Genomic DNA, 26840 nt, shown 5'->3' on the forward strand with positions numbered 1-26840 from the left:
GTGGATGGACGCCCCGGGAAAAACGCCCGCTTTCGCGGGCGTTGTTCTTACTTCTTTTCCTCGGCCGCGGCCGGCTTGAACTCGGTGCGGCAGTCCACGCGGATCTGCTCGCCGGTGCTGCGCCAGACGAAGGTGCGGCAATGGCGGTTGCCGTCCTGGCTGTCGTTCACCGCGACCGCGTAGAACGATTCGATGATCTCGTCACGCGAGACCGTGCCGTCGCCGTTCCAGTCCATGTCCTTCTGCTCGATGCCCTGGGTGATGGCGATGTTGGCGTACCAGGCATAGCCCAACCACGCCAGCACGATCAGCACCAGGGCCAGCAGCGCCTTGCGGCGCGGGCTGAACTTGCCGCGCAGGATCATGGCACGCGCCGGATGGTGGCGCCGAGCGAAGACAGCTTCTCTTCAATGTTCTCGTAGCCACGATCAAGGTGGTAGATGCGGTCAATGGTGGTCTCGCCGCTGGCCATCAGGCCGGCCAGGATCAGCGAGGCCGAGGCACGCAGATCGGTGGCCATTACCGGCGCACCGCTCAGGGTCTCGCTGCCACGCACGATGGCGGTGTGGCCTTCGACCTGGATGTCCGCACCCAGGCGCAGCAGTTCGTTGACGTGCATGAAACGGTTCTCGAAGATCGTCTCGTTGATCACGCCGACGCCGTCGGCCACGCAGTTGAGCGCCATGAACTGCGCCTGCATGTCGGTCGGGAATGCGGGGTACGGCGCGGTGGTCAGGTTGACCGCCTTCGGCCGCTTGCCCTGCATGTCCAGGGTGATGGTGTCGTCGGTGGTCTCGATCTTCGCGCCGGCCTCGACCAGCTTGGACAGCACCGCGTCCATGGTATTCGGGCGCGCACGGTTGACCGTGACCTTGCCGCCGGTCATCGCCGCAGCGACCAGGAAGGTACCGGTTTCGATGCGGTCGGGCAGCACTTCGTGGCGACCGCCGGACAGGCGCTCGACGCCTTCGATGACCAGGCGGGCAGTGCCCAGGCCTTCGATCTTCGCGCCCAGCGCGATCAGGCAATGTGCCAGATCGGTCACTTCCGGTTCCATCGCGCAGTTGTCGAGGACGGTGGTTCCTTCGGCCAGCACCGCGCCCATCAGCACATTCTCGGTCCCGGTGACGCTGACCATGTCGAACGTGAAATGGCCGCCCTTCAGACGCTTGGCGCTGGCCTTGATGAAGCCGTTCTCGACCACGATCTCGGCACCCAGCGCCTGCAGGCCCTTGATGTGCTGGTCGACCGGACGCGAACCGATCGCGCAGCCGCCGGGCAGCGACACTTCGGCCGCACCGAAGCGGGCCAGCAGCGGGCCCAGCACCAGGATCGAGGCGCGCATGGTCTTGACCAGCTCGTACGGCGCAACGTGCTGGTTGACCGAACGCGGGTCGACCACGATCGCACTGCCACGCGACAGCGTGCCCTGGTCGATGGTGACCTTGGCACCCAGCTCGCCCAGCAGCTTCACCGTGGTGACCACGTCGTGCAGGTGCGGCACGTTGGTGATCTCCACCGGCTCGTCGGCCAGCAGGGTCGCGCAGAGGATGGGGAGGACGGCGTTCTTGGCGCCGGAGATGCTCACTTCACCGTGCAGCGCAGCGCCGCCGGTCACAACGATCTTGGCCATGTATTCGGGATCTTCTGCGGTTCAGCCGGCTTCGGCCGGGGTCACGGTTTTCAGTGCCAGCGCGTGGATCGCGCCGCCCATCAGGTCGCCCAGCGTGGCATAGACCATGCGGTGGCGGGCCAGCGGCATCTTGCCGGCGAAGGCCTCGCAGACCACGGTCGCTTCGAAATGCACGCCATCATCGCCCTGCACATCGGCGCGGGCGCCAGGCAGGCCGGTTTCGATCAGATTGCGGATGGTGTCGGCGTCCAACGGGCTTTCCTAATAAAATGTGCCTCCATTCTACTTCCGCTGCGTGGCGTCCGCATGGCCGAATCCCTGTTGCCCCCCCGTTCCGTCGACCCTGCCGGCCTGGTCGCCAGTGGCCGCCGCGTGTTCGAGATCGAGCGGCAGGCGCTGGATGCCGTCGCCGACCGCCTTGGCGAGGCCTTCCAGCAGGCCTGCGAGGCGATCCTGGCCAGCCGCGGCCGGGTGGTCGCCACCGGCATGGGCAAGTCCGGCCACATTGCCCGCAAGATCGCCGCCACCCTGGCCTCCACCGGCACACCGGCGTTCTACGTGCATCCCGGCGAAGCCGGCCACGGCGACCTGGGCATGATCACCGAAGCCGACGTGGTGCTGGCCCTGTCCTATTCGGGCGAGTCCGATGAGGTGCTGATGCTGCTGCCGGTGCTCAAGCGCCAGGGCAACGTGCTGATTTCCATGACCGGCCGCCCGCAGTCGAGCCTGGCCACCGCCGCCGACATCCACCTGGATGTAAGCGTGCCGGCCGAGGCCTGCCCGCTGGCGCTGGCGCCGACCTCCAGCACCACCGCCTCGCTGGCGATGGGCGATGCGCTGGCCGTAGCCCTGCTTGACGCACGCGGCTTCACCGCCGACGACTTCGCCCGCTCGCACCCGGCCGGCAGCCTCGGCCGTCGCCTGCTGCTGCACATCACCGATGTCATGCACACCGGCGAGGACCTGCCCAGCGTGAGCGCCGATGCCAGCCTCAGCGAGGCACTGGTGGAAATGAGCCGCAAGCGGCTCGGCATGACCGCCGTGGTCGACGCCGATGGCGTGCTGATCGGCCTGTTCACCGACGGCGACCTGCGCCGGGCGCTGGACAGCGCGCTGGACGTGCGCACCGCGAAGATCGCCGATGTGATGACCCGCAACCCGCGCACCATCGGTGCCGACCAGCTGGCCGTAGAGGCCGCGCGGCAGATGGAGACCCAGAAAATCAACGGCCTGATCGTGGTCGATGGCCAGGGCCGTGCGGTCGGCGCCCTGAACATTCATGACCTGTTGCGGGCCCGGGTGGTTTAACCGACAGTCCGTAGACCCCATTCAGTCTGTAATGCCCCACACGCCCCCACCGAGCCTGATCGCCTGATGCCCTGGTCCCCGCTGCCCGCGTTCCCCGCCCACCTGCATGCCGCTGCGGCCCGCGTCCGCCTGGCCTGCTTCGACGTGGACGGTACCCTCACCGACGGTCGGCTGTACTACGACAAGGACGGCAACGAGAGCAAGGCGTACTTCGTGCAGGACGGTCTGGGCCTGAAACTGCTGCAGCAGCACGGCATCCACCCCGTGCTGATCACCGCGCGCAACAGCCAGTCCGCGCTCAAGCGCGGCGCCGACCTCGGCATCGACACCCAGATCGCCGTGGGCGACAAGCTGGCCAGCGTGCAGGCGCTGTGTGCGCAGCATGGCATCGGCCTGGAGCAGGTGGCCTTCATGGGCGACGACCTGCCGGACCTGGCGCCGCTGGGCGCGGTCGGGCTGGCGGTGGCGCCAGCCAACGCCCACCCGTGGATCGCCGAGCGCGTGCACTGGCAGACCCGCGCCGATGGCGGACGTGGCGCCGCCCGTGAACTGTGCGACATCCTGCTGGCCGCCCAGGGCCATGTGGACGCGGTCCTGGCGAGGTTCGGCGCATGAACCTGCCCACCCTGAACTGGCGCACCGTGCTCGGCATCGGCCTGCTGCTGGCGGCCCTGCTCAGCAGCTGGGCCGCCCTGCGCAACCGTGACAAGGGCCCGGCCACTGCCGGCCAGGACGCCGGCGTGGACTACATCCTGCACGACTTCCAGATCGTCGCACTGGATGAGCAGGGCAAGGAATCAACCACCCTGCGCGCACCGCGGCTGGAACGGCAGCGCGGCGACCAGACCATCAACATCGCCACCCCACTGTTCGAGATGCCGGACAAGGATGGCAAGCACTGGACCCTGCGCGCCGAGACCGGCTGGCTCAGTGCCAAGGGCGACGAGATGAAGCTGCGCGGCAATGTCGCTGGCGACAGTCCGGCCGATCCGGGCGTGGTGCCGACCACGTTCCGCACCGACCACCTGGATGTGTTCCCGAAGGAAAACCGTGCCCGCACCGATGCGCGGGTCACCATGACCCGTCCCGGCATGGAACAGTCCGGCGTCGGCTTCGAGGTGGATTCGAAGAACAACACGTATCATTTCCTCAGCCAGTCCAAGGGCCGTTACACGCCCCGACGCTGATTCCGCCACCCTCCTGCGACGTCCCCGGACCGGCGCAAGGATGGCAGCCCCCCCACCCGCCCCCGGTTTCCCGGCGGCCCCACCGGTAGAACGGACCCCGATGAAGATCCCCTTTGCAGCCGTACTCGCGCTCGGTCTCCTTGTTCCCAGCGCTGGCTTTGCCAAGTCCACCGACCGCAACGAGAACATGAACATCGACTCGGGCGCCCAGTCGGGCGTGCTCACCGGCGATGGCAAGACCGTGCTCTCGCAGGGCGTGACCGTTACCCAGGGCACGCTGGACATCCGCGCGTCCGAAGCGGAGATCTACCTCAAGGACGGCGAGGCCGTGCGTGCGGTATTCACCGGCAAGCAGGCCACGATGAAGCAGCAGCTCGACGACGGCACCTGGATGGACGCGGTGGCTGATCGCATCGACTACGACATCAAGACCGAGATCATCACCCTGACCGGCAACTACAAGGTCACCAGCGCGCGCGGCACCAATGCCGGCCAGCGCATGGTCTACAACACCCGCACCGGGGAGATGAACTCCGGTGGCGATGGCAGCCGCGTGCGCACCGTCATTCCGCCGAAGAACAAGAACGCGGCGGCACAGCCGGCCGCCGCACCCAAGGCGGCGGCTCCTGCCAGCGCGCCGGCCAGGCCGGCGGGGAGCAAGAAGTAATGCTCGTCGCCAAGGGCCTGCGCAAGCGCTACAAGCAGCGCGAAGTCGTCAAGGACTTCGGGCTGACCCTCGACGCCGGTGAAGTGGTCGGCCTGCTCGGCCCCAACGGTGCCGGCAAGACCACCTGCTTCTACATGATCGTCGGCCTGGTCGCCGCCGATGCAGGCAGCATCGTGCTCGACGGCAAGGACATCACCAGCGACCCGATGTACACCCGTGCCAAGCAGGGCGTGGGCTACCTGCCGCAGGAGCCGTCGGTGTTCCGCAAGCTGACCGTGGCCGACAACCTCCGCCTGGTGCTTGAACTGCGCGAAGACCTGGATTCGGCCGGCCGCGAGCGCGAATTGAACAGCCTGCTCGACGAGCTGCAGCTGGGCCATGTCGCCGACCAGCTCGGTGCCAGCCTGTCCGGTGGCGAACGTCGTCGCTGCGAGATCGCCCGCGCACTGGCCGCGCAGCCGCGCCTGATCCTGCTCGACGAACCGTTTGCCGGTGTCGACCCGATCTCGGTGGGCGAAATCCAGCGCATCGTCACCCATCTCAAGCAGCGTGGCATCGGCGTGCTGATCACCGACCACAACGTGCGCGAGACCTTGGGAATCTGCGACCGCGCGTATATCCTCGCCGAGGGCACCGTGCTGGCCCAGGGCTCGCCGGAGGCGATCCTGGACAACGCTGACGTACGTCGCGTCTACCTTGGGGATTCCTTCAAGCTGTGACCGCAGGTGCTGGGTCCCTTTCCTTCCATTCGGCACAGGCATGAAGACTCGGCTGCAGACATCGTTGGGACAGCAGCTGGTGCTCACCCCCCAGCTGCAGCAGGCGATCAAGCTGCTGCAGATGTCCACGACCGAGCTGGAGCTTGAAATCGCCCAGGCCGTGGAAAGCAATCCGCTGCTGGACTGGGCCGACAGCAACGACAGCAGTGCCGCCAATGAAGGCGGCGACAACACGGACGCCGGCACGCCGGCCGAACGCACCGACAATGGCGACGACTGGGCACCGGCCGAGCTCGACTGGAGCGCTGCCGGCAGTGGCGGCAGCTTCGACGATGATGATGACGCCGGCAGCGCCGCCGAGCGCGTGGCCGAAACCGAGACGCTGGCCGACCACCTGCTGTGGCAGCTGCACCTGTCGCATCTTTCCATGCATGACCGCAGCATCGGCGCTGCGCTGATCGATGCGTTGGACGACGACGGTTACCTGCGCGAACCGCTGGCCACCATCGCCGAAACCCTGCTGCCGTCGGTCCATGCCGATGAGGATGAAATCCTTGCGGTGCTGCATCGCATCCAGCGCTTCGACCCGGTCGGCGTTGCCGCGCGCACGCTCGGCGAATGCCTGCAGCTGCAGCTGGATGTGTTGCCTGGCGACACCGCGGGTCTGGCGCTGGCGCGGCAGATTGCCGCAGGCCCGCTGGAACGGCTGCCACGCAGTGGCGTCGCCGGTCTGGCCCATGAACTGAAACAGCCGCTGGATGAGGTCGAGACGGCGGTCGCCCTGCTGCGCTCGCTGGACCCGCGTCCAGGGACCCAGATCGCGCCGCTTTCGCAGGATACCTACGTGGTGCCCGACGTGGTGGTGTGGCGGCAGAACGGCATCTGGCGCGCGGCGCTGGCCGCCCATGCCGGGCCGAAGGTGGTGATCCACCGTGGCTACGAACAGCTGATCCGCCGCTGTGGCGAGGCCGACGCCGGCTACCTGCGTGGCCAGCTGCAGGAGGCGCGCTGGCTGCTGAAGGGCCTGCAGCAGCGCGGCGAAACCCTGCTGCGGGTGGTGCGCAGCCTGATCCTGCAGCAGGCCGGTTTCCTCGAGTTCGGCGAACAGGCGCTGCGTCCGCTGACCCTGCGCGAGATCGCCACCGAACTGGGCCTGCACGAGTCGACGGTGTCGCGCGCGATCGCCCGCAAGCATGTGCGCACGCCGCGCGGCACGCTGCCGCTGCGTGCCTTCTTCGCCTCGGGCATCGATACCGAAGGCGGTGGCGAGGCGTCCAGCACCGCCATCCAGGCGATGATCCGGCGCCTGATCGACGACGAAAATCCGCGCAAGCCGCTTTCTGACGCCAAGCTGGCTGACCTGCTCAAATCGTCGGGAATTCCAGTAGCGCGACGCACCGTGGCGAAGTATCGTGAAGCCATGAACATCTCCGCCTCGCACGAAAGGGTCAGAATCGCTTGACGCACCGCCGCGCCCGGCGGAGAGGTTCATTGGCACATCCGAACACAGGAGAAACCCGATGCGCATCGAAACGTTTGGCAAAGACGTCGAAGTCACCCCGGCCCTGCAGTCCTATGTGGAGGAGAAGCTGGCCCGGATCGGAAAACACTTCGACCAGCACTGCGAAGCGCGGGTGACCCTCAAGCTGCAGAAGACCGAACACCACGTCGACGCCAGCCTCAACATCCCGGGGCAGACCCTGCACGCCGAGGCCGGCGGCCAGACCATGTATGCCGCGATCGACCTGCTTGCGGACAAGCTTGACCGCCTGGTCATCAAGCACAAGGAGAAAAAACAGCAGCACGCACCGCTGCCGGTGGGCGACAATGGTGGCTGATCGCCACCGTTCCCCGCAGACATGCCCCTGACTGACCTCCTGGCGGCCGTGCAGACCCAGCTCTGCGCGGCCACCGACCGCGACAGCGTCCTGCAGGCCGCCGCCGGGTTGCTGGCCTGCCGCCAGGCCAATGCCGAACAGATCTATCTGAACCTGTGCCAGCGCGAAGCCCTGGGCAGCACCGCGATCGGCCACGGTATCGCCATCCCCCACGGCCGCGCGCCGACCCTGGACCGCCCCCGTGGCGCCCTGCTGCGCCTGGCGGCCCCGGTCGACTTCGGCGGCGATGAGCCGGTGGACCTGGTGTTCGCCATGGCCGTCCCGGCCCACTACACCCACCAGCACCTGATGCTGCTGTCCGAGCTGGCCGAGCTGTTTTCCGCGCCGGATATCCGCCAGGCCCTGCGTGAGGCCGGCGATGCCCGGGCCCTGCGCGAGGCGCTGGACATGACCCCACCTGCGAGCGCCGCATGAATACCAGCATCACCGCCCGTGAACTGTTCGAACAGCAGCGCGAGCGGCTGGGGCTGCGCTGGGCCGCAGGCAAATCCGGTGAGAAGCGCGAGCTGGAGGCCGGCAATACCGTCTCGCGGCGTCCCTCGCTGGCCGGCTACCTCAACGCCATCTATCCCAACAAGGTGCAGATCCTGGGCACCGAGGAACTGTCCTGGCTGGATGCGCTGGAACCGCGCCAGCGCTGGGAGACCATCGAAAAGATCATGCAGTCGCACCCGCTTGCGCTGGTGCTGACCCGCAACCAGGCCTGCCCGGAAGACCTGCGCGCCGCCGCCGATGAATCCGGCACGCCGCTGTGGTTGTCGCCCAAGCGCGGCCACGAACTGCTCAACCACCTGTCCTACCACCTGGCGCGCACGCTCGCACCGAGGGTGATCCTGCACGGCGTGTTCATGGAGATCTATTCCATTGGCGTGCTGATCACCGGCGAGGCCGGGTCGGGCAAGAGCGAGCTGGCGCTGGAGCTGCTCAGCCGTGGTCACCGCCTGGTCGCCGACGACGCCCCCGAGTTCACCCAGATCGCCCCGGATGTACTCGACGGCACCTGCCCCGAACTGCTGCAGGACCTGCTGGAAGTGCGCGGCCTGGGCGTGCTGAACGTGCGCGAGATGTTCGGCGACACGGCTGTAAAGAAGAACAAGTACCTTCGGCTGATCGTCCACCTGACCAAGCCGATGACCGAACCCACCCCGCATGGCTACGAGCGTCTGACCGGCGACTCGGGCACCCGCCATGTGCTGGACCTGGACGTTCCGCTGATCACCCTGCCGGTGATGCCCGGCCGCAACCTGGCCGTGCTGACCGAAGCCGCCACCCGCCTGCACATCCTGCGCACCAAGGGCATTGACCCGGCGGCCATGTTCATCGCCCGCCACAGCAACCTGCTGGAACGGCGAACACCCTGATCCTCCTGCCCCTCGAAGAGCCTGTCCATGAGCACCGCAATCCCCACCGCCCCGACCCTGATCATCGTCAGCGGCCTGTCCGGCTCGGGTAAATCCGTCGCCCTGAAGACCTTCGAGGACCAGGACTACTACTGCTCGGACAACCTGCCGATCCACCTGCTGCCGGACTTCGTGCGCAGCCTGCTGGCCAACCACGACGGCAGCGCACCGCGCCGCCTGGCCGTAGGCATCGATGTCCGCGGCCAGGCCGACCTGAGCCAGCTGGGCGACTGGCGGCAGCTGGCCACCGACGCCGGCGTGGAAGTGAAGGTACTGTTCTTCGAGGCCAGCGACGAAACGGTGCTCAAGCGCTACGCCGACACCCGCCGTCGCCATCCGCTGAGCCAGCTGGGCCTGTCGCTGCCCGAAGCGATCGCCCGCGAGCGCGAACTGACCGCACCGTTGCGCCGCGAGGCCGATGCGGTGATCGATACCAGTACCCTCAACGTGCACCAGCTGCGGCGGCGGATCATCACCGAGTTCGCGATGGACCATGCCACCGGCCTGTCGCTGCTGTTCGAATCATTCGCCTACAAGCGCGGCGTACCGGCCGAGGCGGACTTCGTGTTCGATGCGCGGGTGCTGCCCAATCCACACTGGGACCCGGACCTGCGCGCGCTGAGCGGCCGCGAGCCGGGCGTGCGCGACTATCTGGAAGCACAGCCCGACGTGCAGCGTTACCTGGCCCAGCTGATGGATTTCCTGGATACCTGGCTGCCGAAACTGGGGGATGGCACCCGCAGCTACGTGACCGTGGCGTTCGGCTGCACCGGAGGCAAGCACCGCTCGGTGTTCCTGGCCGAGCGCATGGCCCGGCACGCCCGCGAGATGGGCTGGCAGGACGTGGCCACCTACCACCGCGAACAGGATTGAGGGTGGTCGGCCGGGCTGCGCCCGGCACCCGCCGGTCGTGCCGGCTGCTGGCCGGCAACAGCAACAGCAACAGCGGCATTTCGGGGGATTGCGGGGCGGTGTGGGCTGCAGGACACGCCGTGGATGAATCTCGGTCAGGCATCGAAAAAACGGAAAGGGGCGGCCCCCTTTTCAACAGGAAAGGGCCCGGACCCGAGCAACACTGAATACGGGACACAGTACCCCTCATCTGCTGCTATCGCCGATTCACCTTGACCTGTTAACGTGCAGTAATGACCTGTGGCATTCTCCTCGTAACACATCCGGGGGTCGGGCCCGCCCTGCTTGAGGTGGCGACCCGGCTCCTGCGGCAGTTGCCGCTGAAAACCGAAGCTTTCGAAGTACCGTTCGACGCAGACCTGGACGCCCTGCTCCCGCTCGCCTCGGCCGCCCTGCGGCGGGTCGATGCAGGGGATGGCGTGCTGATCCTGACCGACCTGTACGGCGCCAGCCCCGCCAACCTTGCCGGGCAGCTGGCCCGGCTGGGGACCCCGGTTCGCCGAGTGTCAGCGCTGAGCCTGCCGATGTTGCTGCGGGTGATGAATTATCCGGAACAGGGACTGGATCAACTGCCCGCCACAGCCGCGGCGGGTACCCGTAATGGAGCGATAGTCGACGATGCTTGAACGAGAACTCACCGTCAGCAACCGCCTGGGCCTGCATGCCCGGGCCACCGCCAAGCTGGTGCAGACCCTGGCGCCGTTCCGCTGCAACGTGACCATGGCCGCCAAGGGCCGTGAGATCAACGCCAAGAGCATCATGGGCGTGATGCTGCTGGCCGCCGGCCAGGGCACCCCGGTCACCGTGCGCATCAACGGCGAGGACGAAGCCGCCGCGATGGAAGCGGTGGTCGGCCTGTTCGAACGCCGCTTCGACGAGGACAGCTGAGCGTGCCGCGCGCACGCGCCAGCCAGGTCCTTTCCGGCCAACGGCCGGTACAGCTGCTGGCCGGCCACGGCGCCGCGCGCGGAACGGCGATGGGCCGGGCACGCGTGCGGCTGCCGCATGCGCTGGAGGTGGCCGAGCAGCGCGTGGCCGCCCACCAGGTCGAGGCCGAACTGGCGCGCCTGCACCGGGCGCTGGATGCCGCGCGTACGGAAATGCACGAGCTGCGCCAGCGCCTGCATGGCGCCCTGAACCAGGAAGTGGGCGAGTTCCTCGACCTGCACGCGCTGCTGCTGGACGACCCCGAGCTGCTGCACGGCCTGGACGAGCTGATCCGCAGCGGCCCGTACAGCGCCGGCTATGCCTTGCGCCTGCAGCGCGACCGCCTGGCCAAGGTCTTCGATGGCATGGACGATGCCTATCTGAAGAGCCGCATGGACGATCTCGACCATGTGATCGGGCGCATCCACGCCTTCCTGCAACCCGAACGGCCGTCGGCGGTGAAAGGCCTGGCCGGCGAGATCCTGGTCTGCGACAACATCGCCCCCTCCGAGCTGGCGCAGCTGCAGGCACAGGGCGTGGTCGGCATCGTCACTGCCGCCGGCAGCGCGCTGTCGCACAGCGCGATCCTGGCGCGCAGCCTGCACCTGCCCCTGATCGTCAACGTGCCGCAGCTGCTCAGCCGCATCGCCGATGGCGATGTGCTGATCATCGATGGCGCCGACGGCAGCATCACCGTCAACCCGCAGGCCGACAACCTGCGGGACTACCGCGTCCGGCTGAAGGAGCACGCGCGCGAGCAGCGCGAGCTCGGCCGCCTGCGCAGCAAGCCCAGTCGTACCCGCGACCAGGTCGACATTGCCCTGCTGGCCAATGCCGAATCGCTGGAAGACGTGACCCAGGCGCATGCACTGGGCGCACAGGGGCTCGGCCTGTACCGCACCGAATTCCTGTTCCTGCAGCGCAATGAGCTGCCGGACGAAGAAGAGCAGTTCCAGACCTACCGCGATGCCGCGCTGGGCATGAGCGGGCGGCCGGTCACCATACGCACGCTGGACCTGGGCGCGGACAAGGCCGACCGTACCGGCCTGACCCTGAGCAACGAAGAGAACCCTGCACTCGGCCTGCGCGGGGTGCGCCTGTCGCTGGCACGGCCGAAGGTGGCCGACACCCAGCTGCGCGCGATCCTGCGCGCGTCTGCGTACGGCAAGCTGCGCGTGCTGGTGCCAATGGTCAGCACCCGCGAGGAGCTGCTGGCCGTGCGCCGGCGCATGCTCAAACTGACCGAACAGCTGCGCGACGAAGGCCACATGGTGTCCGACCATGTACCGCTGGGCGCGATGATCGAAGTCCCCGCCGCTGCGCTGGCGCTGGAGAGCTTCATCGACCTGGTCGATTTCCTGTCGATCGGCACCAACGATCTGGTGCAGTACCTGCTGGCTGCCGACCGCAACAACGAGGCGCTGGGCGAGTTGTATTCACCGCTGCACCCGGCCGTGCTGCGGCTGCTGCAGATGGTGATCGAGACCGGCGCGCGCCACCGCGTCCCGGTGGCGGTCTGCGGCGAGATGGCCGGTGATGCCCGGATGACCCCGCTGCTGCTGGCGCTGGGCCTGAGCGAGTTCAGCCTGCACCCCGGTACGTTGCTGGAGGTACGCCGTGCGATACGCGAAGCCGACCTGTCCGTGCTGCGCGCGCGCGCGCCGAAGCTGCTGGCCGCGCGCGACCGCCGCGCCATCGAACGCTGGCTGGCGCTGGTGGCGGAAACGGCCTGAGCGCCTAGGGTGGTGCCATCCGGCGGCTATGCGCTGAAACATCGCCTTGCGATAATGACGCGCTGAACACCCCTGTTGCCGCATCCTTGCCGGGATCGCGGCTTTTCTTATCCCGCGGGAGCTGCGATGGCTGAAGCTGTACGCCACGACAAGACTGCGCGCCAACTGCGGATGCTGTCCGATGCACTGGACAGCGGCCGGCTGGGCCCGGTACGTCGCCTGGTCAACACCCTGGCCCCGGCCGAGATCGGCAACCTGCTTGAATCGCTGCCGCCGGGCAAGCGCGAGGTGGTGTGGGGCCTGGTCGATCCTGAAGACGACGGCGAGGTGCTGGTCCACGTCGGCGAGGACGTGCGCGAAAGCCTGCTCGCGGACATGGACCCGGACGAGATCATCGCCGCGGTCGAAGACCTGGACATCGACGATCTGGCCGACCTGGTCGAAGACCTGCCGGATACGGTCATCGATGAAGTCCTCAAGTCGATGGACCGCGAGAACCGCGAGCGGCTGGAACAGGTGCTGTCCTATCCCGAGGACAGCGCCGGCCGCCTGATGAACCCGGACGTGGTGACCGTGCGCGCCGACGTCAACGTCGACGTCGTGCTGCGCTACCTGCGCCTGCGCGGCGAATTGCCGGACCACACCGACCACCTGTTCGTGGTCAGCCGGCGGCACCAATATCTCGGCCGGGTGTCGCTGGCGGCACTGGTGACCCACGAGGACACCACCCCGATCAACCGCCTGATCGACGACGAGCAGCCGGCCATCGACGTCGGCGAGAGCGACCAGGAAGTGGCACGGCAGTTCTCCGACCATGACTGGATCTCCGCACCGGTAGTGGACGAGAACAACATCCTCGTTGGCCGCATCACCATCGATGACGTGGTCGACATCATCCGCGGCCAGGCCGAGCACCAGGCGCTGGGCGCCGCCGGCCTGGACGAGGACGAGGACCTGTTCAGCCCGGTCTGGCGCGCCATGCGCCGCCGCCTGATGTGGCTGTCGATCAACCTGTGCACGGCCTTCCTGGCCTCCAGCGTGGTCGGCCACTTCGAGGGCACGATCGACAAGCTGGTGGCGCTGGCGGTGCTGATGCCGATCGTGGCCGGGCTGGGCGGCAATGCCGGCACCCAGGTGCTGGCGCTGATGGTGCGTGGCCTGGCGTTGGGCCAGGTGGGCGCCTCCAACGCGCGCACGCTGCTGTGGAAGGAAGTGCGGGTGGCCGCGCTCAACGGCCTGCTGCTCGGCTCGATACTGGGGCTGATCGTGCTGCTCTGGTTCCACTCGCCCGGACTGTCGGCGGTGATCGCCATCGCGCTGACCTGCAATCTGCTGTTCGCGGCACTGGCCGGCGTGCTGGTGCCGCTGACCCTGAAACGCTTCGGCTTCGACCCGGCGCTGGCCAGTGGCATCTTCCTGACTGCCGTGACCGACTCGATGGGCTTCTTCACCTTCCTCGGCCTGGCCACGCTGGTGCTGCTGCACTGATCCCTGCCGGGCCGGATCCCCGCAACGCGGAGCTCCGACCCACACCAAGACCCAGGGTCGGATCCCCGCAGCGCGGGGCTCTGACCCGATTCCAACTGGACCCTCATGGCCACCACGATCGAAAACTATTTCCAGCCCGGCTGGCGCGACCAGCAGCACACCTGCCCAGCTTGCGAATGGAAGGGCAGCTCGCGTGCCATGGAGATGGAGCTGGACGAGGACGCCACCGAGTACGACTGCCCGGTCTGCGAAAACCCGTTGCTGGTGGTGCTGCACCCGGACATGGCGCAGGTGCAGGCCGCCGCCGCCAGCGGCAATGCCGAAGCCCAGGAACAGCTGGACATCATCGCCAGCTTCCCACGCCCGCAGTGATGCGGCGCATGATGCCGCGTTGACCTGCGGCGGACTAGGATGCGACTGAACCCACCGCTCCGGGAACGTCGATGGTCCGTACGATGATGCGCTGGCTGCCGATGCTGGCGATCCTGATGATGGCCGGCTGCGCCTCGCACCCGGACAGCGCACGTGGCCGCTTCGAATCGCGTGCGGTGAAAGTGGATGGCCGTACCGCCTATTACCAGGTGTTCATTCCGGCAACCGCGGCGCGCACGCCTGGCGCGCTGCCGGTGGTGCTGTTCCTGCATGGATCCGGCGAGCGTGGCGGCGACGGCGTCAAGCAGACCCATGCCGGGCTGGGGCCGCACCTGCGCAGGCACGCGGCCGACTTCCCCGCGTTGGCCGTATTCCCGCAGGTGCCGGGCCGCCAGGAATGGAGCGGGCGCAACAACCGCGTTGCGCTGGCCGCCCTGGACGCCACCATCGCCGAGTTCGGTGCCGATCCCTCGCGGCAGTACCTGACCGGGATGTCGATGGGCGGCTATGGCAGCTGGAACATCGCGCTGGATCAACCCGGGCGCTTCGCCGCGATCGTGCCGGTATGCGGCGCAGTGCTGGCGCCGCGTGCGGTGCGTCCGACCCTGTTCGTCGAACAGGTGGCCCAGGAATCCGATCCGTATGCCGCGATCGCCAAGCGGCTTCGGCACACACCGATCTGGATCTTCCATGGTGCGCTGGATGACGTGGTGCCGCCGGATGACGACCGCCGGTTGCACGCCGCATTCCAGAACGCCAACGCGCGTGACGTGCGCTACACCGAATACCCCGAAGGCAACCACAATGCCTGGGACGCCACCTACGCCGACCCGGCAATGTGGGCATGGCTGTTCGCGCAGAAGCGCTGAGCCATGGCTTCTGCTGGGAAACACCTGTGGGTGGATGCCAACCGTTGATCGGCTTGGGTATTGGTGGGTGCCGACCGTTGGTCGGCTCGGGTATTGGTGGGTGCCGACCGTTGGTCGGCACTATCTCTCCGCTTCGGGGTAATCCATTGCTTGGTACCTCCCATCGATCTCCCATCGGCACCAGGCATACGGATACTCTGCCACGCAGCTCGCCAAGTTCGCCCTGACCGGGTTGGCGACGATGTACATCGCATGGCGAAACAGTGATTCTTCAGAACGAATGGCGTGATCGTGATAGCTCGATTGCCAAAATGGTCCTGTCTTGCCCAGCGTGCGGTTGATCCGCAATGCACTGCTCGATTTGAAGCGTTGCATGATGTAGTCCAGCGAGAACGCACGGATCTCCACAAGCCAATGGATGTGGTCCGGCATGACCACATAGGCAAGTGAGTGCGTCAGGCCATCATCATCAATGCGACGGAACACATCCATCACCTCCTGTGCCGCAGTGGCATCATCGAAGTAGCGTCGACGTTCCTGGGTGACGGTGGTCAGGATGTAGGATTGCCCGATCCGGGAATGGCGGCCAAGGCGTAGGCGTGCGCGGTTCATGGGCCCAAGCGTGCGCCTGCCGGTATCCCTCTTCTATCGGGCAACCACGTCAGTACAGGTAGGCCCGAAACCATTCAATGGCCAGGCCCGCACTTCACCGCACTGATGGTTCAGTGCCGACCAACGGTCGGCACCCACCGGATCGGCTGAGAACAGATCAGCCGTGCCGACCAACGGTCCGCACCCACCGGGTCGGATAAGGACAGATCAGCCGTGCCGACCAACGGTCGGTACCCACCGGGTCGGATGAGGACAGATCAGCCGTGCCGACCAACGGTCGGCACCCACCAAAGTGGTCAGCCCAGCAAGGTTTCCAGCACGGCCATGCGCACGGCGACCCCGTTGGCGACCTGGCGCAGCACCCACGATTGCGGGCCATCGGCCACGTCGTCGGTCACTTCCACGCCGCGGTTGATCGGACCCGGGTGCAGTACCGCAGCGTCCTTGCCGGCACGCGCCAGGCGCGCGCGGGTCAGGCCGTACTGCGCGTGGTACTGCTCCAGCGACGGCACCAGGCCTTCTTCCATGCGCTCGCGCTGCAGGCGCAGCATCATCAGCGCGTCGACGCCTTCCAGCATCGCGTCGAAATCATCGCCGACCACGCAGCCCTTCAGGGTCTCGTCGTCCGGCAGCAGCGACTGCGGGCCGCACACGCGGATCTCGCCCACGCCCAGCGTGCGCAGCGCATGCAGGTCGGTGCGCGCCACGCGCGAATGCTTCACGTCGCCGACGATCACCACCTTCAGCTTCGAGAAATCCGGGCCCTTGGCCTGGCGCAGGGTCAGCATGTCGAGCAGACCCTGGGTCGGGTGCGCGCTGCGGCCGTCGCCGGCATTGATCAGCGCGGTGCCCTCGCCCGCGGCGTCGGCCAGCGCGGCCACGGCGCCGTCATCGGGGTGTCGCACCACGAAGCCGCGCACGCCCATCGCTTCCAGGTTGCGCAGCGTGTCGCAGGCGGTTTCGCCCTTGCGCGTGGACGAGGTCGAGGCATCGAAGTTCAGCACATCGGCCCCGAGGCGCTGCGCGGCCAGCTGGAACGAGCTGCGGGTGCGCGTGGACGGCTCGAAGAACAGCGTGCACACCGCCGAACCAGCCAGCACGTGGCGCTTGTTGCCGACACGGCCGACCGCGGCGTCGCGGATCTGCCCTGCCCGATCGAGCAACTGCAGCAGGGTTTCGCGCGGCAGGCCCTCCAGGGTCAGCAGGTGGCGCAGGCGTCCGGAGGCATCGATTTGCTGGGCAGTCATGGCGGGAGTCGTGCAGTCAGGGAATGGGGGTGGCGTCGTCGGGGGACGACAGCCAGCGGTCGATGATCACCGCTGCGGCAACGGCGTCGAGAGCGGCCGCATCACGGCGGCGCTTGCGCCCTTCGGCGCGCTCGACGGCGAAGCGGCGTGCGGCCTCGACCGAGCTGGAACGCTCGTCGATCATCACCACCGGCAGCTTGAAGCGTTCCCGCAGCTGGCGGGCAAAGCCCTGCGCACGCTTGCGGTTGGGCTGGTCCTGGCCGTCCAGGGTCAGCGGGTCGCCGACCACCAGGCCGTCGGGCTTCCATTCCTTGAGCAGGCGTTCAATCGCGGTCCAGTCCGGGCCGTTGCCGTGCACATCGACCACCGCCACCGCGCGCGCATGCGCGGCGAAGGCACTGCCGATGGCCACGCCGATCCGCCGCGAGCCGACATCAAAACCCAGAACGGTGCCGTCACGGCGAATCGCCGGCGCAGCAGGAACCGGGGCGGGCGTGATGGGCTCAGACATGGCCGCTGTAGTCGGTCAGCCGGAACAGGTCCACGCCGATGCGCGAAGCCGCCCCCTGCCAGCGCTGCTCCAGCGGCAGCTGGAACACCAGCTCGGCATCGGCCGGCACGGTCAGCCAGCTGTTCTCGGACAGCTCGCTTTCCAGCTGCCCTGCGCCCCAACCGGCACAGCCGAGGGTGACCACCGCATTGGCCGGGCCTTCGCCACGCGCCATCGCTTCGAGGATGTCGCGCGAGGTGGTCAGGTACAGGCCGTCGCCCACGGTCAGGCTGGAATCCCACGCGCGCGCGTCGTCGTGGATGACGAAGCCGCGTTCGGGATGCACCGGACCGCCATTGAGCACCATGCGCGCCTGCAGCTCGCCATCACCGGTGGTGATGTCCATCTGCGCAAGCACTTCACCCAGCGTGTATTCGGAAGGCTGGTTGACCAGTACGCCCATCGCCCCGTTCTCGTCGTGCTGGCAGATAAGCGCGACGCTGCGGGCAAAGGTCGCGTCGAGCAGCGACGGCAGCGCGACGAGCAGGTGATCGGCAAGGGAGGTCGGCATTACAGGCATGGGCCCATTCTACCTGCTGGGGGCGGGATGGTCGCGCGATGGCGCCGAACCGCGATGGGCTAGGATGGTGCTTTGCCACGGAAGGTCATTGATGCCATCTTCATCGCCCCTGACCCTGCCGGCACGCAGCGCCATCGTCCTGATCGCCCTGCTGCAGGGCCTGATGCTGTACGCCGCGCAGGAGCTGTCCGATGCCTGGCCCTTCCGCGATATCGGCTGGCGCTATTGCTGGTACGCCTGGGTGCTGGCCATTCCCAGCGCAGTGGCGCTGAGCCTGGTCGAGCTGGGCCAGCGCCGCCTGTGGCTGCAGGCCGTGCTTGGCTCGACGGTGGTGCTGGCGCTGGCCGGCTGGATCGGCTGGAACCTCAATGGCGAAACCGCACTGGAATCGGGCGCGCTGCAGTTTCCGTTGACCCTGGGCATGGGCGTGGCGGTGTTCGTGGCCCTGCCCTGGTGGCAGTTCCAGCTGCAGCATGGGCACTGGCGCGCCAGCTACCCCGAGTTGTTCGAGCGCGCCTGGCAGAACGGTTTGACCCTCGCTTTGGCGGCGCTGTTCACCGGGCTGACCTGGCTGCTGCTGTGGCTGTGGGCAGCGCTGTTCCAGCTGCTGGACGTGAATGTCTTCCGCGACCTGTTCCGGCAGGACGCTTTCATCGCACTGGCCACCGGCAGCCTGGCCGGGTTCGGCGTGCTGATCGGGCGCACCCAGCACCGTGCGATCCAGATCACCCGCCAGGTGCTGTTCGCGATCTGCCGCGGGCTGCTGCCGCTGCTGTCGTTCATCGCCGTATTGTTCGTGCTGAGCCTGCCGCTTACCGGGCTGGAACCGCTGTGGAAGACCCGTTCGGCCGCCAGCCTGCTGGTGGTGGTGTCGCTGCTGCTGGTGACGTTCACCAATGCGGTCTACCAGCAGGGGGAAGACAGTGTCTCCTACCCTCTGGTGCTGCGCAGGCTGGTCGAAGCCAGCCTGCTGACACTGCCGGTTTACGCCGCGCTGGCACTGTATGCATTGGGCCTGCGCGTGGCGCAGTACGGCTGGACCCTGGATCGCTTCTGGGCGGTACTCGTCGCATTGGCCACGGCCGGCTATGCCGTGGGCTACGCGCTGGCGGTGCTGCGCCGGCAGCGCCGCTGGCTGCAGATGCTGGAGCCGGTCAACCGCTGGATGTGCTGGGCGGTGCTGGCACTGGCCCTGCTGGGCAACTCGCCCCTGCTGGACCCGGTGCGGCTGACCCTGTCCAGCCAACTGGAGCGGCTGCGCGCGGACCCGCCGGCGATCACCAGCAGCGACGTCAACGTGCTGCGCTTCGATCTGGGGCGCCGTGGCGTGCAGGCGCTGCGCGAACTGCAGCGCGATCCGGCCATCACCGCTGATGCCAACGCGCCACAGGTGATCGCTGCAGCACTGGCACGCACCTCACGCTGGGACGACGGCCATCGCCTCGACAAGGGGCCGCAGGACGTCGCCGCGCTTCAGCGCGCGCTGAAGCTGGCCAAGGGATCCAGTTCGCCACCGGACGACTGGTGGAAAGCTCTGGCCACCCGATCGATCAATGGCGAATCCTGCGCCCAGAGCGAGCGCGACTGCCTGATCGTGCATCGCGACCTGGACGGCGATGGTACCGGCGAGGTGCTGCTGTGCGAGCTGAACACCCACCGTGGACCGGACTGCGTACTGTACGCACGTGGCAAGGATTCGCAGTGGCGCCGGGCCGGTGCGCTGTTCGGCACCGTCAGCGGCCAGGCCGAGACGATCAACCAGGCCCTGCGTGACGGCAGACTCACGCTCATTCCACCGCGCTGGCCGATGCTGTCCATCGGCGGGCACCCTGCGGTGGCCATCGATCCCGAATCCGAACCCGATTCCAACGAGCCTTCCCCATGAGCGGCTACTGCCTCATCGCCCCGGGCCATCCGGTGCACGACTATTACCACGCCAACGAGTACGGCTTCCCGCAGCGTGACGAGCGCGAGCTGTTCGAGCGACTGGTGCTGGAAATCAACCAGGCCGGCCTGAGCTGGGAAACGATCCTGAAGAAGCGCGAGGGCTTCCGCGCGGCCTACGACGGCTTCGATGTCGACCGCGTGGCGGCGTATGCCGAGCAGGACATCGAGCGCCTGCTGTCGGACGCGGGCATCATCCGCAACCGGCTGAAGGTGCTGGCGGCGATCCACAACGCGCAGGTGATCCAGCAGCTGCGGGCCAGCCATGGCAGCTTCGCGGCGTGGCTGGATGCGCACCACCCGCGCAGCAAGGCCGACTGGGTGAAGCTGTTCAAGAAGACGTTCCGCTTCACCGGCGGCGAGATCACCGGCGAATTCCTGATGAGCCTGGGCTACCTGCCCGGTGCGCACGCCGAGGATTGCCCGGTGCATTCGCGGCTGCTGATGCTGTCACCGCCGTGGTTGAAGGCCGCCGCCCGCTGATGGATATCCGCCGGGCATGGCCCGGCGCTACCGGAACCGCCACGTAGTAGCGCCGGGCCATGCCCGGCGAACGCGGAGAGCGCGATCACACGCCCATGTAGCGGCCGGGGCGGTGGTTGAACATCAGCACCAGGCTGAGCACCACCGCGCCGATGGCCGAGTACAGCACCTTCGATGGCGACAACACGAAGAACGCGGCCACCATCAGGCAGGCGTCGTAGGACATCTGCACCTTGCCCGCGCTCCAGCCACGGGTGCGCTGCAGGTACACCGCCAGGATGCCGATGCCACCAAGGCTTGCACGGTGGCGGATGAAGAACAGGATGCCCAGGCCGGACAACGCACCGCCGACGATCGCCGAGTAAAGCGGGTTGATGTGCGAGAAGTCGATCCAGCGCGGCAGCAGGTCGGTCAGCACGCCACAGGCGGTGACCGCAGCGAAGGTCTTCAGGGTGAATTCCCAGCCCATGCGCCGCAGCGCCACCCAGTAGAACGGCAGGTTGACCAGCACGAACACCAGGCCGAAGTTCCAGCCCATCGCGTAGTGCAGCAGGAACGCCATGCCCGCCATGCCGCCGATCATCAGCCCGCCCTTGGCGAAGATGGCCAGGCCCAGCGAGGCCACCATCGTGGCCAGCACCATGCCCTGCACGTCCTCGGCGATCGAGTGACGCAGCGCTTTGTCGTCGGCGGTGGTGCCGGCACTGTCGGGCGGCGGGGTCAGCGGACCGGCGGTGACCAGGTGGCCGTCAGCGTCGTCGCACGGCGCGGGGCCATGGGAGGGAAGGGACATGCGGGTGGGGGAACAGCGGGTGGGGAGCGGTATTAGACACGATCTGCATGACAGTTGCAGATGAAATCGTTCAGCCACCCTCGCCCATTCAGGTTATTCCGGGACTGCGACGGGCAGCACGGCCAGCATGTCCTCGCCATCGTCGTCCATCCCGGTCTCGACGAATCCGAAGCTGCCATAGAAGGCGCCGGCCACCGGATTGCGCGGGTTGTAGCAGATCTCGATCTCGGCCAGCCCGGGCGTGGCCCGGATCTGCGCCAGCGCCAGTTCCAGCGCACGTCGACCGATGCCACGGCCCTGCCAGCGTTGATCGACCATGAAGCGCCAGATCGACATCCGCTGCGGCGTCTCCGGCACCCACATGAAGAACCCGACCCACTCGCCATCGGCACGGATGGCGCGGGTCTGGTAGCCGGGATGGAATGCCGCCTGCACCAGCGACCAGGTATTGCTGGCCACGAAACCCTGCTGCGCCTCGCTGACCTCGAGATCGCACACCGCCTCGTAGTTGTCGGGAGTGATCGCTTCCAGCGTGACCTGCATGCGAGCGTCCTGCCTGGGGATGGACGCCCAGTCTGCCCGCCCCCTGCATCCCTTGGGACGATGCTGCCGACAACCGTTCAGCGCAGGGTTGCCTGCTCAACCCTTGCCGGCCAGGTGATGCGCCACCAGCGCGTTGGCATGGCCATGGCCCAGCCCATGCTCACTTTTCAGGAAGCTGACCAGTTCCATGTGTTTCAGGCCCTTCTTCCCCGCCAGCAGCCCGAACCAGTGCGTCACCCGCTGCCCGTAGGTCTTCTCGATGGAGGGGAAGTACGAGGCCGGGCCTTTCGGCTTGGTGTCAGTGCTCATGTGCAGCTCCCGTTGAAGTCATTCATTCGACGAACCACAGACCCTGAAATCGACATACCCACACGTTTGACCCGGTGCCGACCAACGGTCGGCACCCACCAAGGCAGAATGCCGTTCCAACAGCTCGCGGGAAACTGTCGAAGGCGGGGTGGCTCAGGTTGCGGGGCGTGAGCGCCATGGGCCCGAGGCATGCCTCGGGCGGGTTGGGCAGGACGCCCAACCCCGGTCTTGCCGTGTGCGCAGGACAGCGCACACGAGCAAGCGCGACCGAGCCACACGGACGGCGTCCCCCTCAACCGGACCCACCCCGCCATCCCACGGAATGCACGCATTTGACGTTGACGTTGCCTTGGCTTGAAGCAGGTGCCGGGCGCAGCCCGGCCGTATCATTCCCGCATGCCCCGCGAAAATCTCAACGACCTGCAGGCCTTCGTCCACGTTGCCCGCGAGGGCAGCTTCACCAAGGCTGCCGCCCAGCTGGGCGTGTCCCAGTCCGCGCTCAGCCATGCCATGCGCGGACTGGAGCAGCGCCTGGGCGTGCGCCTGCTGACCCGCACCACCCGCAGCGTCTCGACCACCGAAGCCGGTGCCCGCCTGCTCGATACCCTGGCCCCGCGCCTGGCCGAGATCGAGGACGGGCTGGCCGCGCTGGCCGAGTACCGTGAACGCCCGGCCGGCACCATCCGTATCAATGCCACCGGCCACGCCGCCGAGTACATCGCCTGGCCCAGGCTGGCGCCGCTGCTGCAGCAGTATCCGGATTTGAAGGTGGAACTGGCGGCCGACTACGGGTTGGCCGACATCGTGGCCGAGCGCTACGACATCGGCATCCGCCTGGGTGAGCGGCTGGCGCGCGACATGATCGCCGTACCGATCAGCCCGCCGCTGCGCATGCGCGTGGTCGGGGCGCCCAGCTACTTCCGCCAGCACGTGGTGCCGCGGCATCCAGACGACCTGGCCGGGCACAACTGCGTGACCCTGCGGCTGCCCACGCATGGTGGGCTGATGCCGTGGGATTTCGGCCAGGACGGCAATGAACTGAGCGTGCGCGTGAGCGGCCAGTGGACGTTCAACACCATGGGCATGACCCGCACCGCTGCGCTGGCAGGCAGCGGATTGGCCTGGCTGCCGGAAGACCAGGTGCAGCCGATGCTGGACGATGGCCGGCTGCAATCAGTGCTGGACGACTGGTGCCCGCACTTCGATGGCTACTACGCGTACTACCCTTCGCGCCGCCACGTGACCGTGGCGATGCGGACGGTGCTTGATGCGCTGCGCGGGCCGATGGGGTGAGGGTCAAGGAGTGCGGACCCACTGTCCGCACTCACCGGCTGGTCAGCCCTTGGCCTGTGCCGCACGCTGCGCGTTGTAGCGCTCGCCAACGATCGACACTTCGTCCAGCGCCTGCGCGATGCGTTGCAGTTCTTCCGGCGCCAGCTGCAGGTCGGCCGCGCCCAGGTTTTCTTCCAGGCGATGAACCTTGGTGGTGCCCGGAATCGGCACGATCCACGATGCCTGCGCGAGCAGCCAGGCCAGTGCGACCTGCGCAGGCGTCGCACCGCGCGCTGCCGCAATCGTGCTGATGCGATCCACCAGCGCCTGATTGGCGCGGCGCGCCTCCACTTCGAAACGCGGCACGCTGTTACGGAAGTCGTTGGCGTCGAAGGTGGTATCGGCGTTGATCGCACCGGTCAGGAAGCCGCGGCCCAGCGGGCTGAACGGCACGAAGCCGATGCCCAGCTCCTGCAGCGTCGGCAGCAGCTCACGCTCCGGTTCGCGCCACCACAGCGAGTACTCGCTCTGCACGGCGGTGACCGGCTGCACCGCATGCGCGCGACGCACGGTGGCAGCGCTCGCCTCGGACAGGCCGAAGTGGCCGACCTTGCCCTCGGCGATCAGGTCGCGCACGGTACCGGCCACATCCTCGATCGGCACGTTCGGGTCGACGCGGTGCTGGTAGAACAGATCGATATGGTCGGTACGCAGGCGCTTGAGGCTGGCTTCGGCCACGGCACGGATGTTCTCCGGGCGGCTGTCCAGGCCGGCATCGGTGCGCGCATCCTTGAAGCCAAACTTGGTGGCGATCACCAGCCTGTCGCGGTAGGGGGCCAAGGCCTGGCCGAGCAGGTCTTCGTTGGTGTACGGGCCGTACACCTCGGCGGTGTCGAAGAAGGTCACGCCGCGCTCGACGGCGGCGTGCAGCAGGGCAATGCCCTGGCTCGGTTCGACCGGCTGGCCGTAGGCATGGGTCAGGCCCATGCAACCCAGGCCCAGGGCGGAAACCTTCAGGCCGCTGCGGCCGAGTTCACGTGTCTGCATCGTCGTACTCCAGAGGGGGAATGCTGACGATACGCCTGCGGTGGCGATGGATTGAGCCGGCTGGACCGCAGTCGGTCATGACTGGAATTCATCAATCCGGTCATGACCGTTGCCGGTCAGGTCAGCGGATTTCGGAGATCTCCACCCCATCCAGCCCCTGCGACAGGGTGCGCGCGTCGCCGCCCTGGCTGAGCTTGATGCGCAGGCGCACCTCGTTCTGCGAATCGGCGTAACGCAGCGCGTCCTCGTAGCTGATCTCGCCGGCCTGGTACAGCTCGAACAGGCTCTGGTCGAAGGTCTTCATGCCCAGCTGGACCGAGTCCTTCATCACTTCCTTCAGCTTGTGGATCTCGCCGTCGCGGATGTAGTCCTGTACCAGTGGCGTGCCCAGCAGGATCTCCATCGCGACCTTGCGCGAGCGGCCATCGGGAGACGGTACCAGCTGCTGCGCGACCACGCCCTTGAGGTTCAGCGACAGGTCCATCAACAGCTGGTTGCGGCGGTCTTCCGGGAAGAAGTTGACGATGCGGTCCATCGCCTGGTTGGCATTGTTGGCATGCAGCGTGGCCAGCACCAGGTGGCCGGTTTCGGCGAACGCGATGGCGTGGTCCATGCCTTCGCGGGTACGCACCTCGCCGATCATGATCACGTCCGGCGCCTGGCGCAGGGTGTTCTTCAGCGCCGCTTCCCAGCTGTCGGTATCGATGCCGACTTCGCGCTGGGTGATGATGCAGCCCTCGTGCTTGTGCACGAATTCGATCGGGTCTTCGATGGTGATGATGTGGCCGGTTGAGTTCTGGTTGCGGTAACCGATCATCGCCGCCAGCGAAGTCGATTTACCGGTACCGGTGGCACCGACGAACAGGATGATGCCGCGCTTGGTCATCGCCAGCGTCTTGATGATCGGCGGCAGGCTCAGCTCTTCCACGGTCGGAATGCGCGTCTCGATGCGACGCAGCACCATGCCGACCTGGTTGCGCTGGTAGAAGCAGCTCACGCGGAAACGGCCGACACCGGACAGGCCGATGGCGAAGTTGCATTCGTGGGTCTTCTCGAATTCCTCGCGCTGCGCCGGGGTCATCACGTTGAGGACCAGGTCGCGGCTCTGCTGCGGCGTCAGTGGGGTCTGGGTGATCGGCGAGATCTTGCCGTTGACCTTCATCGCCGGTGGCATGCCGGCCGTGATGAACAGGTCCGAGGCGCGCTGGTGCGCCATCAGCTTGAGGAACGAAGTGAAATCGATGGTGGTCGCGGTGCTGTTCACGGCGGGCTCCCAAGAGGGCATGTACCAGGAAACGATCGGTGGAGGAAACGGCACGGGGACGGCGCCGCACTGGTGCACGCCGCCCGTCGCTGTCCCGCCTTACTCGAACAGGCGCTTGTCCTTGGCGTACTCGCGGGCCTGGTTGCGGGTGATCAGGCTGCGCTTGACCAGGTCCTGCAGGTGCTGGTCCAGGGTCATCATGCCGTACTGCTGGCCGGTCTGGATGGCCGAGTACATCTGCGCCACCTTGTCCTCGCGGATCAGGTTGCGGATGGCCGGGGTGCCGACCATGATTTCCCACGCCGCGGTCCGGCCGCCGCCGACCTTCTTCAGCAGTGCCTGCGAGATCACCGCACGCAGCGACTCGGACAACATCGAACGCACCATCGGCTTTTCGCCGGCCGGGAACACGTCGATGATACGGTCGATGGTCTTGGCCGCCGAACTGGTGTGCAGGGTGCCGAACACCAGGTGGCCGGTTTCCGCGGCGGTCAGTGCCAGGCGGATGGTTTCCAGGTCGCGGAGTTCGCCGACCAGGATGATGTCCGGGTCCTCACGCAGTGCCGAGCGCAGTGCTTCGTTGAAGCCATGCGTGTCACGGTGCACTTCGCGCTGGTTGATCAGGCACTTCTGCGAGGTGTGCACGAATTCGATCGGATCCTCGACGGTGAGGATGTGGCCGTATTCGTTCTTGTTGATGTAGTCGATCATCGCCGCGAGCGTGGTCGACTTGCCCGAGCCGGTCGGGCCGGTCACCAGGATCAGGCCCTGCGGTTGCTGGATCACCTCGCGGAACAGCGGCGGGCAGGCCAGGTCCTCAAGGGTGAGCACCTCGGACGGAATGGTACGGAACACCGCACCGGCGCCACGGTTCTGGTTGAACGCGTTCACACGGAAGCGCGCCAGCGACGGGATCTCGAAGGAGAAGTCCACTTCGAGGAATTCCTCGTAATCGCGGCGCTGCTTGTCGGACATGATGTCGTACACCAGCGCGTGGACCTGCTTGTGGTCCAGGGCCGGGATGTTGATCCGGCGAACGTCGCCGTCCACGCGGATCATCGGCGGCAGGCCTGCAGACAGGTGCAGGTCGGACGCTTTGTTCTTTACGGAAAACGCCAGCAGTTCGGCGATATCCATGAGCGG

The 26840-nt window shown here is 67.1% G+C and carries 32 protein-coding genes; 19 read left to right on the top strand and 13 right to left on the bottom strand.

Translation table 11 applies throughout. The features are described 5' to 3' along the window. Positions 1 to 47: 47 nt before the first annotated feature. From AC2A1N_RS16850 to AC2A1N_RS16860, 3 genes are read right to left on the bottom strand one after another with little or no spacing between them, the layout of a single operon-like run. The gene (locus tag AC2A1N_RS16850; protein WP_032957609.1) at positions 48 to 365 is read right to left on the bottom strand and encodes a hypothetical protein; all 318 of its coding nucleotides are present in this window, start codon (positions 363 to 365) and stop codon (positions 48 to 50) included. Next, a complete protein-coding gene (murA, locus tag AC2A1N_RS16855) occupies positions 362 to 1633 on the bottom strand; it encodes a UDP-N-acetylglucosamine 1-carboxyvinyltransferase (RefSeq protein ID WP_134968817.1) in 1272 nt (423 codons plus the stop codon). Before murA ends, AC2A1N_RS16850 begins: the two co-directional genes overlap by 4 nt. A 21-nt stretch (positions 1634 to 1654) precedes the next feature. Continuing rightward, positions 1655 to 1885: a BolA family protein gene (locus tag AC2A1N_RS16860; RefSeq protein ID WP_005408396.1), complete on the bottom strand. Its 231-nt coding sequence runs from the start codon at positions 1883 to 1885 to the stop codon at positions 1655 to 1657. Between the two features lie 54 nt (positions 1886 to 1939). Between AC2A1N_RS16860 and AC2A1N_RS16865 the strand changes: the two genes are divergently transcribed. The 16 genes from AC2A1N_RS16865 (at position 1940) to AC2A1N_RS16940 (ending at position 15113) form a co-directional block, all read left to right on the top strand. Next, the gene (locus tag AC2A1N_RS16865) at positions 1940 to 2941 is read left to right on the top strand and encodes a KpsF/GutQ family sugar-phosphate isomerase (protein ID WP_061479792.1); all 1002 of its coding nucleotides are present in this window, start codon (positions 1940 to 1942) and stop codon (positions 2939 to 2941) included. Positions 2942 to 3007: 66 nt separating this feature from the next. Beyond that, positions 3008 to 3556 carry a KdsC family phosphatase gene (locus tag AC2A1N_RS16870; protein ID WP_049415164.1) on the top strand — a complete coding sequence of 183 codons (549 nt, stop codon included), beginning with the start codon at positions 3008 to 3010 and terminating at the stop codon, positions 3554 to 3556. Further along, entirely contained in the window at positions 3553 to 4128 is a 576-nt protein-coding gene (lptC, locus tag AC2A1N_RS16875; RefSeq protein ID WP_005415560.1) for an LPS export ABC transporter periplasmic protein LptC, read from the top strand. Before AC2A1N_RS16870 ends, lptC begins: the two co-directional genes overlap by 4 nt. A 100-nt stretch (positions 4129 to 4228) precedes the next feature. Beyond that, positions 4229 to 4795, top strand: a complete 567-nt coding sequence (gene lptA, locus AC2A1N_RS16880; RefSeq protein WP_061479791.1) for a lipopolysaccharide transport periplasmic protein LptA — start codon at positions 4229 to 4231, stop codon at positions 4793 to 4795. Then, positions 4795 to 5514, top strand: a complete 720-nt coding sequence (gene lptB, locus AC2A1N_RS16885; protein WP_005415558.1) for an LPS export ABC transporter ATP-binding protein — start codon at positions 4795 to 4797, stop codon at positions 5512 to 5514. The genes lptA and lptB overlap by 1 nt, the downstream gene beginning before the upstream one ends. 40 nt (positions 5515 to 5554) lie before the next feature. Next, complete coding sequence (locus AC2A1N_RS16890) at positions 5555 to 6976, top strand: RNA polymerase factor sigma-54 (RefSeq protein ID WP_484372949.1); 1422 nt, start codon at positions 5555 to 5557, stop codon at positions 6974 to 6976. A gap of 58 nt (positions 6977 to 7034) precedes the next feature. After that, positions 7035 to 7352: a ribosome hibernation-promoting factor, HPF/YfiA family gene (hpf, locus tag AC2A1N_RS16895; protein ID WP_005415556.1), complete on the top strand. Its 318-nt coding sequence runs from the start codon at positions 7035 to 7037 to the stop codon at positions 7350 to 7352. A 21-nt stretch (positions 7353 to 7373) separates the two neighbouring features. Further along, positions 7374 to 7826 carry a PTS sugar transporter subunit IIA gene (locus tag AC2A1N_RS16900; protein ID WP_061479789.1) on the top strand — a complete coding sequence of 151 codons (453 nt, stop codon included), beginning with the start codon at positions 7374 to 7376 and terminating at the stop codon, positions 7824 to 7826. Further along, positions 7823 to 8773 (top strand): HPr(Ser) kinase/phosphatase, encoded by a 951-nt coding sequence (gene hprK, locus AC2A1N_RS16905; protein WP_005408388.1) that lies wholly within the window; start codon positions 7823 to 7825, stop codon positions 8771 to 8773. The genes AC2A1N_RS16900 and hprK overlap by 4 nt, the downstream gene beginning before the upstream one ends. A 27-nt stretch (positions 8774 to 8800) precedes the next feature. Beyond that, positions 8801 to 9685 carry an RNase adapter RapZ gene (gene rapZ, locus AC2A1N_RS16910; RefSeq protein ID WP_005415554.1) on the top strand — a complete coding sequence of 295 codons (885 nt, stop codon included), beginning with the start codon at positions 8801 to 8803 and terminating at the stop codon, positions 9683 to 9685. Positions 9686 to 9957: 272 nt separating this feature from the next. Beyond that, on the top strand, positions 9958 to 10350 hold the full coding sequence (locus AC2A1N_RS16915; protein WP_019659454.1) for a PTS sugar transporter subunit IIA: 393 nt from the start codon (positions 9958 to 9960) through the stop codon (positions 10348 to 10350). Next, a complete protein-coding gene (locus AC2A1N_RS16920) occupies positions 10343 to 10612 on the top strand; it encodes an HPr family phosphocarrier protein (protein WP_005408385.1) in 270 nt (89 codons plus the stop codon). The genes AC2A1N_RS16915 and AC2A1N_RS16920 overlap by 8 nt, the downstream gene beginning before the upstream one ends. A gap of 2 nt (positions 10613 to 10614) precedes the next feature. Then, the gene (gene ptsP, locus AC2A1N_RS16925) at positions 10615 to 12384 is read left to right on the top strand and encodes a phosphoenolpyruvate--protein phosphotransferase (protein WP_484372952.1); all 1770 of its coding nucleotides are present in this window, start codon (positions 10615 to 10617) and stop codon (positions 12382 to 12384) included. Positions 12385 to 12510: 126 nt separating this feature from the next. Beyond that, complete coding sequence (gene mgtE, locus AC2A1N_RS16930; RefSeq protein ID WP_061479787.1) at positions 12511 to 13872, top strand: magnesium transporter; 1362 nt, start codon at positions 12511 to 12513, stop codon at positions 13870 to 13872. A 105-nt stretch (positions 13873 to 13977) separates the two neighbouring features. Continuing rightward, on the top strand, positions 13978 to 14244 hold the full coding sequence (locus tag AC2A1N_RS16935; protein ID WP_061479786.1) for a hypothetical protein: 267 nt from the start codon (positions 13978 to 13980) through the stop codon (positions 14242 to 14244). Between the two features lie 71 nt (positions 14245 to 14315). Further along, positions 14316 to 15113: a carboxylesterase family protein gene (locus AC2A1N_RS16940; protein WP_061479785.1), complete on the top strand. Its 798-nt coding sequence runs from the start codon at positions 14316 to 14318 to the stop codon at positions 15111 to 15113. A gap of 120 nt (positions 15114 to 15233) precedes the next feature. Here the strand turns inward: AC2A1N_RS16940 and AC2A1N_RS16945 are convergent, their stop codons facing one another. The 4 genes from AC2A1N_RS16945 to AC2A1N_RS16960 form a co-directional block, all read right to left on the bottom strand. Next, positions 15234 to 15725, bottom strand: coding sequence for an REP-associated tyrosine transposase (locus AC2A1N_RS16945; protein WP_061479784.1), 492 nt, complete (start codon positions 15723 to 15725; stop codon positions 15234 to 15236). A 296-nt stretch (positions 15726 to 16021) separates the two neighbouring features. Continuing rightward, positions 16022 to 16972, bottom strand: a complete 951-nt coding sequence (locus AC2A1N_RS16950) for an aspartate carbamoyltransferase catalytic subunit (protein ID WP_061479783.1) — start codon at positions 16970 to 16972, stop codon at positions 16022 to 16024. 16 nt (positions 16973 to 16988) lie between these two features. Then, a complete protein-coding gene (gene ruvX / locus AC2A1N_RS16955; protein ID WP_049410643.1) occupies positions 16989 to 17483 on the bottom strand; it encodes a Holliday junction resolvase RuvX in 495 nt (164 codons plus the stop codon). Next, complete coding sequence (locus tag AC2A1N_RS16960) at positions 17476 to 18042, bottom strand: YqgE/AlgH family protein (protein WP_058979385.1); 567 nt, start codon at positions 18040 to 18042, stop codon at positions 17476 to 17478. The genes ruvX and AC2A1N_RS16960 overlap by 8 nt, the downstream gene beginning before the upstream one ends. Positions 18043 to 18133: 91 nt before the next feature. Between AC2A1N_RS16960 and AC2A1N_RS16965 the strand changes: the two genes are divergently transcribed. Further along, entirely contained in the window at positions 18134 to 19927 is a 1794-nt protein-coding gene (locus AC2A1N_RS16965) for a DUF4153 domain-containing protein (protein ID WP_484372956.1), read from the top strand. Beyond that, a complete protein-coding gene (locus AC2A1N_RS16970) occupies positions 19924 to 20469 on the top strand; it encodes a DNA-3-methyladenine glycosylase I (protein ID WP_061479781.1) in 546 nt (181 codons plus the stop codon). Before AC2A1N_RS16965 ends, AC2A1N_RS16970 begins: the two co-directional genes overlap by 4 nt. 85 nt (positions 20470 to 20554) lie before the next feature. Here AC2A1N_RS16970 and AC2A1N_RS16975 read toward each other — a convergent pair whose 3' ends face one another. The 3 genes from AC2A1N_RS16975 to AC2A1N_RS16985 all read right to left on the bottom strand — a co-directional run bounded on the left by AC2A1N_RS16975 (position 20555) and on the right by AC2A1N_RS16985 (position 22114). Further along, on the bottom strand, positions 20555 to 21262 hold the full coding sequence (locus AC2A1N_RS16975; protein WP_005415543.1) for a YitT family protein: 708 nt from the start codon (positions 21260 to 21262) through the stop codon (positions 20555 to 20557). 93 nt (positions 21263 to 21355) lie between these two features. Then, entirely contained in the window at positions 21356 to 21805 is a 450-nt protein-coding gene (locus tag AC2A1N_RS16980) for a GNAT family N-acetyltransferase (RefSeq protein ID WP_061479780.1), read from the bottom strand. A gap of 96 nt (positions 21806 to 21901) precedes the next feature. Then, positions 21902 to 22114: a DUF4287 domain-containing protein gene (locus AC2A1N_RS16985; protein WP_484372959.1), complete on the bottom strand. Its 213-nt coding sequence runs from the start codon at positions 22112 to 22114 to the stop codon at positions 21902 to 21904. Between the two features lie 396 nt (positions 22115 to 22510). On the opposite strand from AC2A1N_RS16985, the gene AC2A1N_RS16990 reads away from it, so the two are divergent. After that, positions 22511 to 23407 (top strand): LysR family transcriptional regulator, encoded by an 897-nt coding sequence (locus AC2A1N_RS16990; protein ID WP_061479779.1) that lies wholly within the window; start codon positions 22511 to 22513, stop codon positions 23405 to 23407. A 42-nt stretch (positions 23408 to 23449) separates the two neighbouring features. On the opposite strand, the gene AC2A1N_RS16995 is transcribed toward AC2A1N_RS16990, so the two are convergent. The 3 genes from AC2A1N_RS16995 to AC2A1N_RS17005 all read right to left on the bottom strand — a co-directional run bounded on the left by AC2A1N_RS16995 (position 23450) and on the right by AC2A1N_RS17005 (position 26834). Beyond that, a complete protein-coding gene (locus AC2A1N_RS16995) occupies positions 23450 to 24433 on the bottom strand; it encodes an aldo/keto reductase (protein WP_134968804.1) in 984 nt (327 codons plus the stop codon). A 121-nt stretch (positions 24434 to 24554) separates the two neighbouring features. Beyond that, positions 24555 to 25697, bottom strand: coding sequence for a PilT/PilU family type 4a pilus ATPase (locus tag AC2A1N_RS17000; protein ID WP_308141532.1), 1143 nt, complete (start codon positions 25695 to 25697; stop codon positions 24555 to 24557). A 99-nt stretch (positions 25698 to 25796) separates the two neighbouring features. Next, positions 25797 to 26834 (bottom strand): type IV pilus twitching motility protein PilT, encoded by a 1038-nt coding sequence (locus AC2A1N_RS17005; protein ID WP_004147099.1) that lies wholly within the window; start codon positions 26832 to 26834, stop codon positions 25797 to 25799. Between the last annotated feature and the right edge of the window lie 6 nt (positions 26835 to 26840).

It is taken from the genome of Stenotrophomonas maltophilia group sp. SKK55 (genome assembly GCF_057179845.1).